The following is a 15,280-nucleotide window of genomic DNA, read 5'->3' on the forward strand; positions in this document are numbered from 1 at the left end:
GTAGTTAACCAAATGAAATCGTATTTTCTGACTAAGTGGACAGTCACTCCCGGCAACTGCTCCTGCGTTGCTCTAGCTCCTGCATCCATGCAGTCGTGCGGCGTTACAACTACGGTCACATAGCTACGGCTATGCTCCCTACGTTGTGCCTTGCATAGTAACTGCCCACTTAGCCAGAAAATACGATTCCATTTGGCCAACTACTTACATATAAAAACAACGAAGAAAGCCGGTAATTGGTTAGCCCAGAATAAAATAAGAAAAGAGGTACATTTTATGGGTGAAAGTGGATTTTACTTTATTCAACAACTACTTAACGGATTAACGATCGGTAGTACGTACGCTCTGATAGCAATCGGGTATACCATGGTCTATGCGATACCTGATAACGGGAATTATTTTAAAAACAAAAAGTTATAATAGGGCTGCGAAATCAATTGGCATTATATTGCCGTTAGCCTTTTAAAAAGCTACTGAAAGCGACTAAAACCTGCAAGAAATAGAACGGTGTTTTTTTGTGTTGTCGTAATATAAGCGTAATGTTTTTATTTCCTCCTGAACTTGAGATAGGAAGGCCCTGAGTTGTACAGTGGGAAGCATCGTTTAGCTTGGAATGCTAATCAATTATTTTTTAGAATGTTAACTCGGTACATAAAAAGCCAGGAAGCGATTTGAAAATTATCAGGTCGATTCATCAGGTTTTATTGTTAGCAGTTCTTTAATGATGGTCACAATTATGATGCCGTAGGGAATGGTGGGCGCTGCTTCTGTGTTAAATAAAAATATTGTGAATTGGTTGTTACGATTAATTAAATGTTATTCGAATTAATAATTATCAGGATGGTTTTAATCAAGCGGATTCCATTGCGATTCATTTTGTTCTCATATCTTTAATTTATTCCGTTTGATAAGATGCAGGATTAAAATCCAAACGTCTTAATTCCTCATTTCATATCATCAGAAGAATTAAAGCCCACTCAGCATACCCACCAAAAGTTAATCCTTTTGAGCACCAGTAACCGCTCGACGAGATCCAAATTTAACACCCTTCTCATAAATCCTTCGCCACTTACGAGTTCCATAAACAATCACCAGGGCCACCGTCTGGCATCCAGAACCAGCAGCAGAACTTATCACGGATGATGAACTGGCGATGCTCAGTGAAGAAACCGTTGCAGTGGTAGACTTCAGGGAATGAAGGCATAGCCTTCACACCTCCGCCACCAACGCCCGCCACTCCACTAACTTCTCTTCCAAATCCGCAATATGCTCCTCCAGCCCCGCCAGTTCCTGTTCGGAAATATGCAACCGATCCCGAACATCATGGTGCCGTTTCACCCATCGCTGCAGAACCGACAGCTCTTCCTCAGCCACCATCACCCGCACCACCATGGACGGGATGGAGGAGTAACTAATCTTGCCCTGGTTGTTTCAGGGTACCTGTGCCAGATGAATACGATCCATAGCAACGTCTCCTTTGATATCGCTTCTGCTGAACGCAGCAGACGATTGAATAGAAGACAATAGTACTAAGTTAAGAAACCGTATCCCATCCCCAACGCGGGAAAAATGGCATTGGCCTTGCTTAAGCATTTGGGATGATGGTAAGTATTGATACGTATCAATGTTTGCAGAATGCCTATGGTTAATAATCGCGCACCGTCAGCAATCAGGATGCCCTGGCAATAAAACAGAGCCTGAACACTGCCTGAACTTCGGAGCCATCAAGGGAGGCAACACCAAAATGATCGGAATCGAGAAATACACACTCAAGGATGGCCAAACCGGTTGGCAGGTGAGTCTTTCTGCAAAAACGCAGAATCAGGCGGAGAGCGCAGTGCAAACCCGACGCTTCAGTTGCGCCCGATACGGCGAACAGGCTTTTCAAAAGGCACTGGAATGGTTTGAAAACAGTTACTACCAGGCGGCTGAAATAAAGATTAAATCCTCCACAGCCAGCAACTGAAGGCTGCAGAAGATTTAACCGCTTTCCCCCCGCTCGCGCAGGGAAATCAACAAAAACAGGCTTACCCAGTGATGGGCCTTCCCGCTAACCCCCGCTTGCGCAGGGAAATCAACAAAAACAGGCTCACCCAGAGACGGGGCCTCCCGCTAACCCCCGCTTTCGCAGGGAATGGCGTAATAATAACCCATTGATGGATAAAGGCTATTTTTCAGAAAGTATTTTTACGCCACCGCCGTCTGTGGATTAAACGCAGTAAAATCCAACCCATACTTCCCGGGATCAACAAAAGCCTCCTGCGCCTTCTCAAGCGCATCCTGAAGCGTAGAAAGCCCATTCTCAGGAATAATCTCAAAATCCAGCAGTCCAACCTTAACCCGGCCAAGGGTTATGGGATCTTCCAGGTCATCACTCCAGGTTTTCACCTCCCAGTCCAGGGCAAACTCACCTTTACCGTCCGCAGCATGAGCACCCACATAAGGCCGTTTGCTGATCTGTTTCAGCGCATACAAGACAAAGCCAAGGTCAAGATCATTAGCCCGGGTGATATCAATGCCGCTTTTCATCACCGTGCCAGGGCAGATGGCTTCATAGCCTTCCACCGGTCTTACCAGGGTTTCTGTGGGTCCTTCTTTTTCTGACTTAATGCCCGACTTGATCTCTTCAAGTCTGTTGAGTTGGTCACCGAGCTGTTTCTTCTCAATCGACGAGGCGGTTGCATAACGCTTTTTCACCTGCTTGATTTCTTCCTCTATTTCACGAACCTTGCGGGCAATCTCACTATCTTCATTGATGATGCGCTTGAGCTTATCCACATCATCATCCGAGAGCAGGTCCACCAGTTCCTCATTCCGTTTGTGGGGCATCGCCCGCATTTTGCTGTGCAGATAGTAAACCTGCTGGTCAGAATCTACCGGAATCCAGTCGTTTACCCCCAGGCTTCCGGCATGTTTCCAGAACCCGCCCAGGCTGATCAACGGGTTTACCGAGCGCAGGCCACCTTCCCGTTCCACAATGCCAGCCATCGATACCGAACTCAGCTCCTTAGCCATCTCACCAATGGCCACGCCCTGAATTAACATAAAGTGGTCTTTTAATGGCAGTTGCCCACCGGCGGCCTTGCATGCCCCCTTCAGCAATGCTTCACGAATCCGATGGCGCAGCTGAGTGCCCGGAAAGAACACTGGCGAACGATCCAGCTTGGCCCCCAGCCTGGGTAACCGTTGCAGGTCTTTGGTGCCGGTGGGTGAGGCAAAGTTATCGTCTGGCCGGTTTACCGCCAGTCCTGAGATCGCAGTTGTATACCCGCGAAAGTAAATGGAACGGCGCTTTGCTGAAAGGTTTACCATGTTAATACCTTAATTGATCGCTGCCCGCCTCCCGCTGCCCGCTTCCCGAAAAAGATAAGATGCATGCTTTTACGGGAAGCGGGAGGCGGGGCAGCGGGAAGCGTATATTTAAATCACCACCCGCCGAACCTTCTCAACCGCCACCGCATCAACCGTCGAAAAACGATGATGGGTTTTCCAATAAGGCGCACGCACCGGCAAGGGCTCCGAGGCCAATGCACCCAGACCACCCATGGCAGACGCTTCCAAAGAACCATCCTGAGCTGCTGCCCGCAAAAAAGAACACGGCAAATTCCTCGCCACCTGCCCATGAGCATCAATAAACGAAAAATCCTGCCCGATCTCCTTAATGGCCATCTGCTTAACTGTCCCCGAACCGGAATTGGCATTCACCCCGATACGGGCACAATAAAACTGCACCAGACGTTCAATACGGGCGATATCACCCACACCATGAAAAACCAGGTAAGGCGAATAGTAAGCCTGGTATTTATTCAGCCTCTGTCTTTCCGGCCCCCCTTTGATATAAACATTCCGATACCGCTCCGCCCTGGCAGGGGTTCTCATCCAGGTCGGTTGCAGGGTCTCGTCCCGCAGGTCGTCACCATGGCGCATATTGCCCACATAATGTCGGGTGCAGGCGACAATGGACTGCTTCGCCGTCACCCCAAACGCCAGGGCACTGGCGTGATAAATGCCGTAATCCTGATTAAACAACAGCAAATCATCCAGCATCGACAGCGCCTTTTCGGTACAACCGGTATGGCGAAAGCAGACATTGGATAAAAGACCATCCATGTGTATGGCGCTGTCCCGGAGGGTGATATTGGAACCGAGCTCAAAGGTCAGCTCAAAGGGTTTCATCATAGCCATGCCAGTACCTCCCGTGGTTTTGCCACTGCTGGCCGGGTGATCACGCCATCGGCACCGAACAAACGGGCATTATCATACTCACTGGCAAACCGTTCCGGGATCACACCCTTCAACCGGTGCTGCCGGTCCGGCCCAATCCTCGGGTCCGCCACCCAGGCGGTAATGCTGTCGTTATTGGCGCGAATGCCACGGCCAATCAAGCCCTGCTGGAATTTACGCAGGCCGCGGTCACGAATCCGGCCATACAGGGTTTTCAGCGCATCGTCCCGGCCTCGCCCCTGTTCAAGATATCGGGCAACAAAGGTATTTTCCGTCACCTCGTTGGGCGGCTGGAGAGGAATCCGCGTGACCATAATATTTTTTAACAACTGTCGTCCATTCTTCTGCCGGATGCTGACCCCCTCCCAGGCGGATGGGGTAACAATGGCCTGAATCTCTCCGCCTTGCAGCTGCTCAATCAGGTTATCCAACCGAGTGCCTTTATTATGAAAAGCCAGGGCCGACTGATCCGCCAGGCGATCCTGCAACTCCTTCACCTCATTGAACGACGGGCAGAGGCAGAGCGTCGCACCCGAGGCAACCGCAGCCAACAGCATACGAGCGGTATAATCCAGCCAGGCTTCATTATATCGGGCGTCGTCTATCTCGCTCTTGTCAGAAAGAGAGTCCGAAGCAGAGTCCGAAGCAAAGGGTCTGGCAACCTCACCAGCCAGGATAAAGCGAATATCACCGTACTGTTTCGGCGCATAATGCCCCCAGATTTTCACATCGGACTCCTTTAATCCCAGGGCCGAACGAATGGGCGTATAACGGGCCAGCCCACTCTTGCCAGAAAGCCCGAGGGTGCCGGAGGTCAGCATTACCGACAGCGGTGGCTGGTGATCGCCATGCTTGCCTAAAGCGCCTGAAGAAGAAATGCCCCGCACAAACTTGCTAAAGGTCAGCCCGGCAAAGGGTTCATCAATAGCAATGGAGCCCTGCCGGTTGACCGGCGACCAGGCAATGCAATTGGCCTGCTTTTTATCGTTCAGTACATTATTCAGCGATTGATAAAACCCTTTAACCGCATTGATTTTATCCGCAGAAGCTTCACTGCCGGAGGGCATATTCGCCCCTGTCTTACCCAGCAGAGGCTGCAGGCAACTCATCACCTCTTTAATGGACTGGATATAATTCAGGCTGGCATGAGCGGGTAGCTCTTTCGATAACACACAGCGGGTATCGGTAAACAGGTTGCCGGTCTCATCCAGCACCTGCTGCAAACCCAGCAAAGACTGGCACGCCTTTTTGGTGTCGCTACTTTTCCAGCCAGCCTCCTCATACAACTCTTGCAGAATAGACGAAATCCGTCGTGGAGAACTGCGCAGCCGTAAAATACTCTCCGCCGCTTCCGGCATCCGGTCGGCTTCATCGGTGATCAAGTATGCGAAGCCCACCTTTTCAGAAACCATTCTTAAATTATTTCTACCATTTGAATCTGATCTCCGTTCATCCTGAGCGGAGTCGAAGGATGCCTGGTACGGCACATGGGTTCGGAGTTCACGCCCTTCGACAGGCTCAGGACGAACGGGGTTTGAAGGCTCTCCCTTAAAGACGGGAATCCCTCTCGCATAAAGCATCGAGCAGGTATGACTGGTCAAAACAATATCTGAATGGCTGGCCGCTTCACAGTCGGCATGGTACCAGTAGGCATCGTCGGCGGAGCAATGTTCCGTCAGGGCAATGGCCGAGGCCGTATCGCCCGGGTTAACACCGGCGGCATTTTCCGACCAGTATTTCACATAAATATGGGGGCCATACTGCTTGCTGATTTTCTTATGCAGTGCCAGCAGTTGCTGTTTACTGGCGACACCATCGGTGGTTTCTGCCAGTGCCAACAAGCGACTGGCGGAAATATACTGAGCCCGGCCCAGACGGTTAGCCACCGTCACCGGCCGCAGCTGAAGATGCTGAAGAATACGCCGGACCTTCTCCTTATCATCGTTCAGCTGATGAATCAGATGCACCGTATAAGTAGAGATCAGCGCCCGCTGGCCGGTCAACGAAAGATGAACCGCCAGGGGCAACAAATAGGCAAGGCTTTTGCCAATGCCGGTTTCCCCTTCCAGCATGGCCACCGAGGGTTGTTCCAGCTGAAGCCACCGGCAAACGTCCAGGGCATAATGGTGCTGCTGCTCCCGGTACTCCATGCCGTACAACTCTGACAGCAGCCCGCCTTCCGTAAAAATGCGGTCTATTAGGTTGGTCAGAGTGAGATCATTATGGTTCGTCATAGCATCCGGTTCTTTTTTTGAACCACAAAGGCACAAAGACACAAAGGTTTTTTGGGTTTGCCTGCGCGACGCGCAGCAAACAAAAGAAGTCTTCCTTTGTGTCTTTGTGCCTTTGTGGTGAAAAAGCTTTTCATTCCGCCTCTACCAACAGCCCAAAGCCAAACGCCCGTTTCCGCCCAATGCCCCGACAATAAGCCTCTTCTGCCAGCTTCGGGTCAGCAACACGGGCAACAAAGACAATATCCGCCGCATTAATAAAGAAGTGGCGCTGTTTCAACTGCACCCGGTTCTGGCTGACAATAGCGGCATTCTGCAGCGTCATTCCGTTCTGATTAAGCAGAAGCCTGAGCCAGGGTTCCACCTCCGATGGGGCAAGACTCTTCTCTACTTTCTTGCGGCATTTTTCCCGATCTTGTTCCAGCCCTTTATTCAGATCTTTGGTTAAACAACCGTGCTGCTCCACCCAAACACGGCTGGAAAGGTTCAACCGACAGTTAAATTTCCGCAGCTCACCCGCCTCAAAACGAACAGCCTGCTCCTTTACCCTGCTCACCTCACCCAAAGGCGGCTCCGAAGAACGAACCAGCAGCAAACTGCCACCGCTACTGCTTTTAACAGAGGGATGGGAACGCCAAAGCGGCCGGGCAGCTTCCTTATTCAACCCAAGCCCACCACCACAAACCACATCTATCACCTCCTGATGCAATTTATAAACTTGATAAGGTGGCGTCTCACTGCGCACAACAAATTCATATATCATTTTTTGTCGCTTCCCGCCGCCCGCTCCCCGCTGCCCGTAAAAGCACTGAGCTTATCTTTTTCGGGCAGCGGGAGGCGGGCAGCGGGAAGCGCTCCTTCCTATACAATTTTCATCAACTGAAGCTTTTCATGGGGATCAGCAGGCAAACGTCTGGCAATCGCCAACGCTTCTGGATTGTCCGAGAGGAACGCATGGAGCCCTTCATCACTGGGCGCTATACGACCATGGCAACCGTTGACGATAAAACGCTCCAGCTTTTTCCAGCCACTTTTATCGGCCTGCTGCATTTCCCGTATGGCATCTAACAGCTCCGTATTAGTCCGAAACACCAACTCACCGGAACAGACCTGAATCTGCGCCTTGCTCAGGGTCAGTTTCAGGTTCGTCACCAACTCTGCTTTCTTCCTGCCAATATCCGAAATATACAAAAGTGGAAACGCCTCCTCACTGAGTCCACCAATCAAGTGGCAGGCATACTCCATGGCACCTATACCACTGACCTGGTGCAACTCAAACAGCGGCTGAGTCGCTACCCTGAGTCGTTTATCCCAGCCAGGGTTGGTTAACAAAAGGTTCCGCTGTTGCGTCACAATCAAACCACAACCAACCAGCATACCCAGCTTACCGGGCACCAGCGGCTTTTCAGGCGTACCTTTCTCAATACCCATATACCGGTAGGAGCCATGAAACAGGGCATTACAGGGAGCACAGATGGGTACATCCGTTTGCAAATAGGTATCAACACGCAGCTGATAATAAGGCACACCCCATTCACCCGATGGCCTGCCGCAGCAATAACAGCTGATGGCATCGTCATTTGCGCGGCTGTCCACAAGCTGCATTTCATCCGCCATCTGGCTGGTAACCTGCTGCCAGAGAAAATCTATACCATCCATTACCACTGCCCGGGGCGTTTTAAAAAAAGGGCAGAGTGTACATGAAATTTATGCATTTTACCGAAGTGAAGAACGCTTCCCGCCGCCCGTAAAAGATGGCGGCAATCTTTTTCGGAAAGCGGGCAGCATCCGAAGGAACTAATAACTCTAAGTCACAACCACTTTGTTCAATAGATAAACATCGTCTAATAAAAAAGGGTCCATAATTCAGGCCATTTTAGCCACAAAAACCACTCCAGAAATTTTCAAAAAATCTGCAGCTACTGGCATCAGAAGGTCATCAGCCTGAAACATGAGTACGGAAAACACATCACCAGCGAGTATATCTTCGAATAGAGTATCACATTGTCGCCTATTGATTTACCTATGGATCAACGTACAATTTGCCACCGTCATCACAGGCCTTCAAATGGCCAGATCATAATTTTTCCTATCTGCCTGTTCAACCCAATGGTTTAGCCACCGGGTGTTTTCCTATTAGCCAGATAGTGCGGTTTATAGCATCAAGCACGCAACAAACCGCAAGAAAGTACCCATGCACACAATTTAACCTTGGTTGTTTCGATAAATACCCCTAATTCGACGGGCGGTAGCGTCTTTGCAAAATAAAAAGCCTACGCCAGCGCACTTTTACCGCTGACATCTCATGCGTAGTCACCAGCAGTTTTGCGCACTATCCGGCTGACTGTTGTATAGTGCAGGCCAACATAATCAGCAATCTCGGTAAGGCTATAGCCACCGGATTGATAGGCAGAAAAAATTGCCTCATCACGATGACCGGCAGTTTCCATAAAGTAGCTGATGGGTGGTGCTGTTTTCCGCCGCTGCTTATGGGGTACTTCAAAAAGAGCAGCGTTCCCTTTAGGTTTATAAGCCAACTGACTATTGATGAAATTATCGTCACCCAGATAGATCTGCTGCTTAAGATGCTCCCAGATATTAACGCCAACGCCTTCGGCGACAAACTGGGCAAACTTGAAAATGGCGTCGTCACGGTTGCCGCCAAAATAGCGAAGCGTAGCATCCGTCGCCAACCAGGTTGGAGAATCGAATAACCCGGTGGCATAGCAGTAACTGCTCCATGGCCACTCATCCGGGGACTTGACCATTTTGGCTCTGACCGGGTTTAACACGACGTACCGGCTCAGCTCCATAAGATAAGCGTCTTTGTCCACAAGAATGGCTTTGTATCGCCCCTGGAAAAGATGACCGACTCTGCCTCTCTTACGATTAAAGCGAACCGTATACACACCGTTAAGTTGGCGCATACCTTTAGAAAGATTGGCATCCGGTGTTTCCACCACCAGATGATAATGGTTGGTCATCAGGCAAAATGAGTGGATTACCCAGTTAAACCTTTCACAAACTTCGGCCAGCGTATTGAGAAACAGCTGAAAGTCTGCGTCTTCACGGTAAATGGCTCTGCGTTCATTACCGCGAGAGGTCACATGATATAGTGCCCCTGCATACTGAATTCTTAATGGCCTGCTCATATCCTGTTACTTCATTTTCTATTTATGAAGAGTAAAAAGTAGACCATCAAGACAGATATGAAAGACCTGGCACCACCGACTATTTTTTATGATCCTTATGGTTCAGGTACTTAACCCAGATCACCAGTGCACAGGCAGTGGTAAAGAAAATAGCCAGAGTCCAGGCGAAAGCGTTCATCTCAATCATGGTCAGACTCCAGAAGCAAAGCCAGATAGACAAGGGCCAGTGAGGTGGCCAAACCAAAGAAGACAATAGCAGCAATCATGTTTTCCTGAAAGATCGGGTATAAAACAGCCCCACCCAAAGGAAGCTTTACAAGATCGCAGCTAAGCGCAGCCATTCTTTCACGTTGTTTCTTGTTCATTGGTACCACTTTTATATTTATTCAGAAATTGAAAAAGTAGTCCATTAGGTCGGAAATGCACGATGAAAGACCTGACCCCGGTTTCCCTTTGTCTTTTTATCTAAATCATGATTAGACTCCATAAGCAAAGCCAGATAGACAAAGGCCAGTGAGGTGGCCAGAGCAAAGAAGACAATACAAATAGATATGTTAGAGTAGATATAGAAACGACTACTGGCTGAGGCAACCCATGAGACCATCGGCAGCATTAAAAAAATACCGGGCAAAGATCAAAGCCGTTATAAAAGAACATAAAGCGGCTAATGCCCGGGTATTTGGCTCTGTATTGAATGAAACCGACACCGAAACCAGTGACCTGGATATACTGATTGACCCGGGCCAGGACATGACCCTGTTTGATATCGGAGCGATCCGTCACAAACTCAAGCAGTTAACTGGTGTAGAAGTCGACATCCTGACTCCTGGCTCACTTTCAGACACGATCAGAGATAAAGTCCTTTCGCAGGCAAAGCCCATATGAAAGGGAAAAATGCACTGAGGCTAGTGGAATATCTATCTCACATCGTTGAGGCAGTGGGGCGAATACAAGCGTACATCGCTGATTTGAAGAGTGAACAAGAATTTTACGAAAACACGCTTGTTCAGGATGCAGTCATCCGAAACCTTGAAATTATTGGTGAAGCCAGCAACAACGTTGATAAACACTTTCCTCAGTTTGTGAAAGATCACAAAGAGGTACCTTTTATTTATGCCTATGAAATGAGAAATGCCCTTACTCATGGCTACTTTAAAGTTGACCTTCCCATTGTCTGGCAAACCATTCAGAATGATTTGCCTGCATTAGCAAGCAGAGTTCAGAAATTAATTGAATCAATTGAATAAATGAGAGTGAGCACCTGTTGTGGAATAGCTCATTTTTGATAATTCACGACGATGAATATGCATAATGAAAGACCTGACCCCGATTTTGTGACCCCGATTTTGGACCCCGATTTTGTGACCCCGATTTTGACCCCGATTTTTTACAGCTGAAAGTCTGCGTCTTCACGGTAAATGGCTCTGCGTTCATTACCGCGAGAGGTCACATGATATAGTGCCCCTGCATACTGAATTCTTAATGGCCTGCTCATATCCTGTTACTTCATTTTCTATTTATGAAGAGTAAAAAGTAGACCATCAAGACAGATATGAAAGACCTGGCACCACCGACTATTTTTTATGATCCTTATGGTTCAGGTACTTAACCCAGATCACCAGTGCACAGACAGTGGTAAAGAAAATAGCCAGAGTCCAGGCGAAAGCGTTCATCTCAATCATGGTCAGACTCCAGAAGCAAAGCCAGATAGACAAGGGCCAGTGAGGTGGCCAAACCAAGGAAGACAATAGCAGCAATCATGTTTTCCTGAAAGATCGGGTATAAAACAGCCCCACCCAAAGGAAGCTTTACAAGATCGCAGCTAAGCGCAGCCATTCTTTCACGTTGTTTTTTGTTCATTGGTACCACTTTTATATTTATTCAGAAATTGAAAAAGTAGTCCATTAGGTCGGAAATGCACGATGAAAGACCTGACCCCGGTTTTTTTTAGGTCGGAAATGCACGATGAAAGACCTGACCCCGGTTTTTTGCCCCGGTTTTTTGACCCCGGTTTTTTAACCAAGCAAGAGCCGTACAAGGCAGCAGCATGAGCACAGGTATCAAAATATTAAACAGTTGTCGTTAGACAAGAAAAGCAAAAGCGGTTAATCAGTGTAAGAAGCCTGCAACGAGTTACGTGGATAAAGTTCAAATGATGGCATAAAAGGTAAGACCTGCATTCCCTTGAACCTGACCGGGGTCAGGGCCCATAGAGGCCGAAGACCTGATGAGGTGGGAGTGAGCGGATTCCATCAGGGCCAGAGGCATTGAGACCTCACCCCAAAGGCCGGATATATGGAAGCATTACTCTTTAGTCATGATGGAAAACTTTTCCTTGCAAAGCGGGGCGGACCATATATGACCCCGGTTTTTTCCTTGCAATGCGGGGCGGACCATATATGACCCCGGCTTTTGGGTGTTTTTGTGACCCCGATTTTTGACCCCGATTTTTTACAAAAGAAAGGAGAAGTAAAATGGCATACCAATATGCTTCATATAAATACCCATTTGAAGGTGTAGAAGAGGAAGGAAAGCGTGCTGTTTGGAATAAGGGCAAAAAAATAATTCAGAATGGCAAAGAGTATGACTCAAATTTATGGCGCTGGGATATGTGCGGCAATGTTATGAAGTACTCTGAGCATGGCAATACAGATTCGGAGCATGGTTGGGAAATTGACCACATCCGTCCTTCTTCTAAAGGTGGGACTGATGATCTGGACAACCTACAACCTCTACAGTGGGAAAATAACCGGCGAAAGGGTGATACTTTCCCTTGGTCTTGCCAATAAATATCAAAAGTTAAATCTATTAAGTAGGAGCACTGAAGCAGTGCTCCTCAGAATTTATATATAAAACTGAAGCTGTAAAGCTGAAACATGGGCTCATGTGCGAATATCTTTACTTATCATTTAAACGTCAAATGATGTGCATAATGAAAGACCTGACCCTGATTTTCATGAAAGACCTGACCCTGATTTTCTTATATGGAAAATAGATTACATTGGCTGGATGATTTAAAGGCTATTGGCATCATTTTAATAGTATTAGATCATGCGCCAGCAGTAAAAGGTGTAATCATTAATTTTATATATAGTTTCCATGTCCCTCTTTTTTTTTCGCTAGTGGATACCTGAGTAAAATACAGTCACTGAATGAAACAGCAAAGAATATATGGAAAAAACTAATGATTCCATATATGTTCTTTTTGCTGATTTCATATTGCTATTGGCTGATAGCGAACCGATTCTCGCCAGTACAAGTAGATTGTTACGATATTGTTAAAGCGTTTGTAATTGGAAGCAATTACCAAAACGAATTCTTTTTTAATGCTCCAATGTGGTTTTTTCCTGCGCTAATTTCAACCCATATCATCGCTGTAATGTTTAACAAATTTACGGCCACACAGGGAATTTTAGGCGCACTTATTACCTCGGCCTCGGCCATGCTGGCGTTTACATTTTTGAAGCTTCGTTTGCCATGGGGAATCGATGTAGCATTAACGATGATCTTCTTTTTCAGTTTAGGCAAAGCGATAAGAAATCAGTTACCCAAAATAATACCACTAGCTCTAGATTCTGGTATAAAAAGATACGCATCCATCATAGTTACGTTTCTACTTTTAATCTTTTTATCAGAAGTCAATGGGCGAGTAGATGTAAATACATTAATGTTTGCCAATATTCCTCTATTTTTTATCAATGCACTACTCGGTATTTTACTGACAATTCTGATTAGCTTTTCAGTTAATCAGAACAAAACATTTACATATCTTTCAAAAAACACACTTTGGTTTTTTCCTCTACATGTCTTTGCATTTGCACTTCTTACCTTTCTATTAACCAGAATTGGTGGGATTGACATTGCTTTAAAGGATAAAAGTTTCATATTCTCAGTAATTTATACAACTTTCGCATTTTTAATTATTTCACTGGTTATTAATATTAAAAACAGGGTGGGTTTTAAGTGGTTTTAGAAAGTAAAAAAAATTGTCTGCACTAACATTTGACGCTCCTGGGTTTTAGCCAATTTGCAAATGCACACCTAATAAATTTAATCCTAGTTTCTGCCGTTTTTTTTGTGGAAACCCTAAACTCTCAGATATTTCTATAAAAGTTTACTGTTATAGAAATTTCATCAAGGCTTCGGGTAACTGCTCAAAAAGTACTGGAAAACTATAGTGCAACATATACGCAGTGCAGTCATAGCAATATAGTGTACTATCGTTCTTTACTTTTACCAGTGGTTTTTGAACAGTTACCGTACCGGCGTACTCAATTCATAGTGGCCTGCTCATTTCCAAAACTTCATTTTTATTAGTGGAACTGGAAAAGTAGACTAATTATTCAGTTATGCACGATGAAAGACCCCGGTTTTATGAGCCTGGTTTTGTAGTTGAAAGGTTTGATGATAGGTTGGCGTAAATTTCAAAATACAAAAACGGAGCCATATATGTTTATTAGTTTAACTGGAGACAAATATGCGAGATTTGTTGTCGCTAATCGGTCGCTCAAATGCTTTATTTACCAATGATATAGCAAAGCACGAGGCGGAACTTAAGCGTATAGTTCAGAAATCACGTTTTCTTGTTCTTGGCGCAGCTGGTTCCATCGGCCAAGCCGTAACAAAAGAGATCTTTAAACGTAACCCCGAAAAACTTCATGTCGTAGATATTAGCGAAAATAATCTTGTAGAGCTGGTTCGAGATATTCGCAGCTCTTTTGGTTATATTGAGGGTGATTTCCAAACATTCGCATTAGATATTGGTTCAATTGAATATGACGCGTTCATAAAAGCCGATGGCCAGTTTGACTATGTACTAAACTTGTCGGCCCTCAAGCATGTTAGAAGTGAAAAAGACCCCTACACGCTAATGCGCATGATTGATGTAAACGTGTTTAATACAGACAAAACCTTACAACAATCTATTGACGCAGGGGTAAAAAAATACTTCTGTGTTTCAACGGACAAAGCTGCAAATCCTGTAAATATGATGGGAGCTTCCAAACGCATAATGGAAATGTTCCTTATGCGTCGGAGCCTGGAAATCCCTATATCAACTGCGCGTTTTGCTAACGTGGCATTTTCTGATGGTTCCTTGTTACATGGTTTTAATCAACGATTAGAAAAGACACAACCTATCGTTGCTCCTAACGACATTAAACGATATTTTGTAACTCCCCAAGAGTCAGGGCAGCTATGCCTTATGTCCTGTATCTTTGGTGAAAATAGGGACATATTCTTTCCTAAGCTGAGCGAAAATCTTCATCTCATAACCTTCGCAGATATAGCTGTACGCTATCTTGCACAAAAAGGGTTAGAACCATTACTTTGCAAGACTGAAGAGGAAGCACGGGAGCTGGCAAAATCACCAATCGAAAAAGATAAATGGCCCTGCCTTTTCACCAAAAGTGATACAACAGGCGAAAAAGATTTTGAAGAGTTTTTCACAGAATCAGAAGTTCTTGATATGGAACGTTTCGAAAGCCTTGGAATTATCAAAAACGAGGCAGAGTTTAACTCTGAACTGTTGTATTTATTCGAGAGGCAAATTAACTCGATGAAAGCAGACCTCTGCTGGGGCAAGCAAAATATCGTAGACCTTTTCCATCAAATGATTCCAGACTTCGGCCATAAAGAAACCGGCAAATACCTTGATAGTAAGATGTGAGGCTA

At 46.4% G+C, this 15,280-nt stretch carries 14 protein-coding genes and 2 pseudogenes; 7 read left to right on the top strand and 9 right to left on the bottom strand.

What is annotated here, in order from left to right; all coding sequences use genetic code 11:
* Nucleotides 1-276: 276 nt before the first annotated feature.
* Nucleotides 277-381 (top strand): annotated as a pseudogene (locus CX664_RS27540) (branched-chain amino acid ABC transporter permease LivH); the annotation flags it as partial.
* A gap of 828 nt (nucleotides 382-1,209) precedes the next feature.
* Here the strand turns inward: CX664_RS27540 and CX664_RS27825 are convergent.
* Entirely contained in the window at nucleotides 1,210-1,338 is a 129-nt protein-coding gene (locus CX664_RS27825) for a hypothetical protein (protein ID WP_276328498.1), read from the bottom strand.
* A 406-nt stretch (nucleotides 1,339-1,744) separates the two neighbouring features.
* Here CX664_RS27825 and CX664_RS26525 point away from each other — a divergent pair, with 406 nt between their 5' ends.
* Entirely contained in the window at nucleotides 1,745-1,966 is a 222-nt protein-coding gene (locus tag CX664_RS26525) for a hypothetical protein (RefSeq protein WP_180966535.1), read from the top strand.
* Nucleotides 1,967-2,187: 221 nt separating this feature from the next.
* Here the strand turns inward: CX664_RS26525 and CX664_RS17370 are convergent, their stop codons facing one another.
* The 7 genes from CX664_RS17370 to CX664_RS17400 all read right to left on the bottom strand — a co-directional run bounded on the left by CX664_RS17370 (nucleotide 2,188) and on the right by CX664_RS17400 (nucleotide 9,972).
* Entirely contained in the window at nucleotides 2,188-3,312 is a 1,125-nt protein-coding gene (locus tag CX664_RS17370) for a hypothetical protein (RefSeq protein ID WP_101747961.1), read from the bottom strand.
* Nucleotides 3,313-3,420: 108 nt separating this feature from the next.
* Entirely contained in the window at nucleotides 3,421-4,185 is a 765-nt protein-coding gene (locus CX664_RS17375; protein ID WP_146000103.1) for a hypothetical protein, read from the bottom strand.
* A complete protein-coding gene (locus CX664_RS17380; RefSeq protein ID WP_146000104.1) occupies nucleotides 4,176-6,458 on the bottom strand; it encodes a helicase C-terminal domain-containing protein in 2,283 nt (760 codons plus the stop codon). The genes CX664_RS17375 and CX664_RS17380 overlap by 10 nt, the downstream gene beginning before the upstream one ends.
* 130 nt (nucleotides 6,459-6,588) lie before the next feature.
* Nucleotides 6,589-7,218 carry a type I-E CRISPR-associated protein Cas6/Cse3/CasE gene (locus CX664_RS17385; protein WP_101747964.1) on the bottom strand — a complete coding sequence of 210 codons (630 nt, stop codon included), beginning with the start codon at nucleotides 7,216-7,218 and terminating at the stop codon, nucleotides 6,589-6,591.
* 98 nt (nucleotides 7,219-7,316) lie between these two features.
* Nucleotides 7,317-8,114: a hypothetical protein gene (locus CX664_RS17390; RefSeq protein ID WP_101747965.1), complete on the bottom strand. Its 798-nt coding sequence runs from the start codon at nucleotides 8,112-8,114 to the stop codon at nucleotides 7,317-7,319.
* 644 nt (nucleotides 8,115-8,758) lie between these two features.
* Entirely contained in the window at nucleotides 8,759-9,607 is an 849-nt protein-coding gene (locus tag CX664_RS17395) for an REP-associated tyrosine transposase (protein WP_101747966.1), read from the bottom strand.
* Between the two features lie 179 nt (nucleotides 9,608-9,786).
* A complete protein-coding gene (locus tag CX664_RS17400; protein WP_101747967.1) occupies nucleotides 9,787-9,972 on the bottom strand; it encodes a hypothetical protein in 186 nt (61 codons plus the stop codon).
* A gap of 229 nt (nucleotides 9,973-10,201) precedes the next feature.
* Here CX664_RS17400 and CX664_RS17410 point away from each other — a divergent pair, with 229 nt between their 5' ends.
* The gene (locus CX664_RS17410) at nucleotides 10,202-10,492 is read left to right on the top strand and encodes a nucleotidyltransferase family protein (RefSeq protein WP_101747969.1); all 291 of its coding nucleotides are present in this window, start codon (nucleotides 10,202-10,204) and stop codon (nucleotides 10,490-10,492) included.
* Nucleotides 10,489-10,854, top strand: coding sequence for a HepT-like ribonuclease domain-containing protein (locus tag CX664_RS17415; RefSeq protein ID WP_101747970.1), 366 nt, complete (start codon nucleotides 10,489-10,491; stop codon nucleotides 10,852-10,854). The genes CX664_RS17410 and CX664_RS17415 overlap by 4 nt, the downstream gene beginning before the upstream one ends.
* 427 nt (nucleotides 10,855-11,281) lie before the next feature.
* On the opposite strand, the gene CX664_RS17425 is transcribed toward CX664_RS17415, so the two are convergent.
* Entirely contained in the window at nucleotides 11,282-11,467 is a 186-nt protein-coding gene (locus tag CX664_RS17425) for a hypothetical protein (RefSeq protein ID WP_101747971.1), read from the bottom strand.
* Between the two features lie 614 nt (nucleotides 11,468-12,081).
* On the opposite strand from CX664_RS17425, the gene CX664_RS17430 reads away from it, so the two are divergent.
* The 3 genes and pseudogenes from CX664_RS17430 to CX664_RS17440 all read left to right on the top strand — a co-directional run bounded on the left by CX664_RS17430 (nucleotide 12,082) and on the right by CX664_RS17440 (nucleotide 15,275).
* The gene (locus CX664_RS17430) at nucleotides 12,082-12,396 is read left to right on the top strand and encodes an HNH endonuclease signature motif containing protein (protein WP_101747972.1); all 315 of its coding nucleotides are present in this window, start codon (nucleotides 12,082-12,084) and stop codon (nucleotides 12,394-12,396) included.
* Nucleotides 12,397-12,722: 326 nt separating this feature from the next.
* Nucleotides 12,723-13,580 (top strand): annotated as a pseudogene (locus tag CX664_RS17435) (acyltransferase family protein); the annotation flags it as partial.
* A gap of 504 nt (nucleotides 13,581-14,084) precedes the next feature.
* Nucleotides 14,085-15,275, top strand: coding sequence for a UDP-N-acetylglucosamine 4,6-dehydratase (locus tag CX664_RS17440; protein WP_101747974.1), 1,191 nt, complete (start codon nucleotides 14,085-14,087; stop codon nucleotides 15,273-15,275).
* Nucleotides 15,276-15,280 lie beyond the last annotated feature (5 nt).

The organism is Endozoicomonas acroporae (assembly GCF_002864045.1).
Classification (GTDB): domain Bacteria; phylum Pseudomonadota; class Gammaproteobacteria; order Pseudomonadales; family Endozoicomonadaceae; genus Endozoicomonas; species Endozoicomonas acroporae.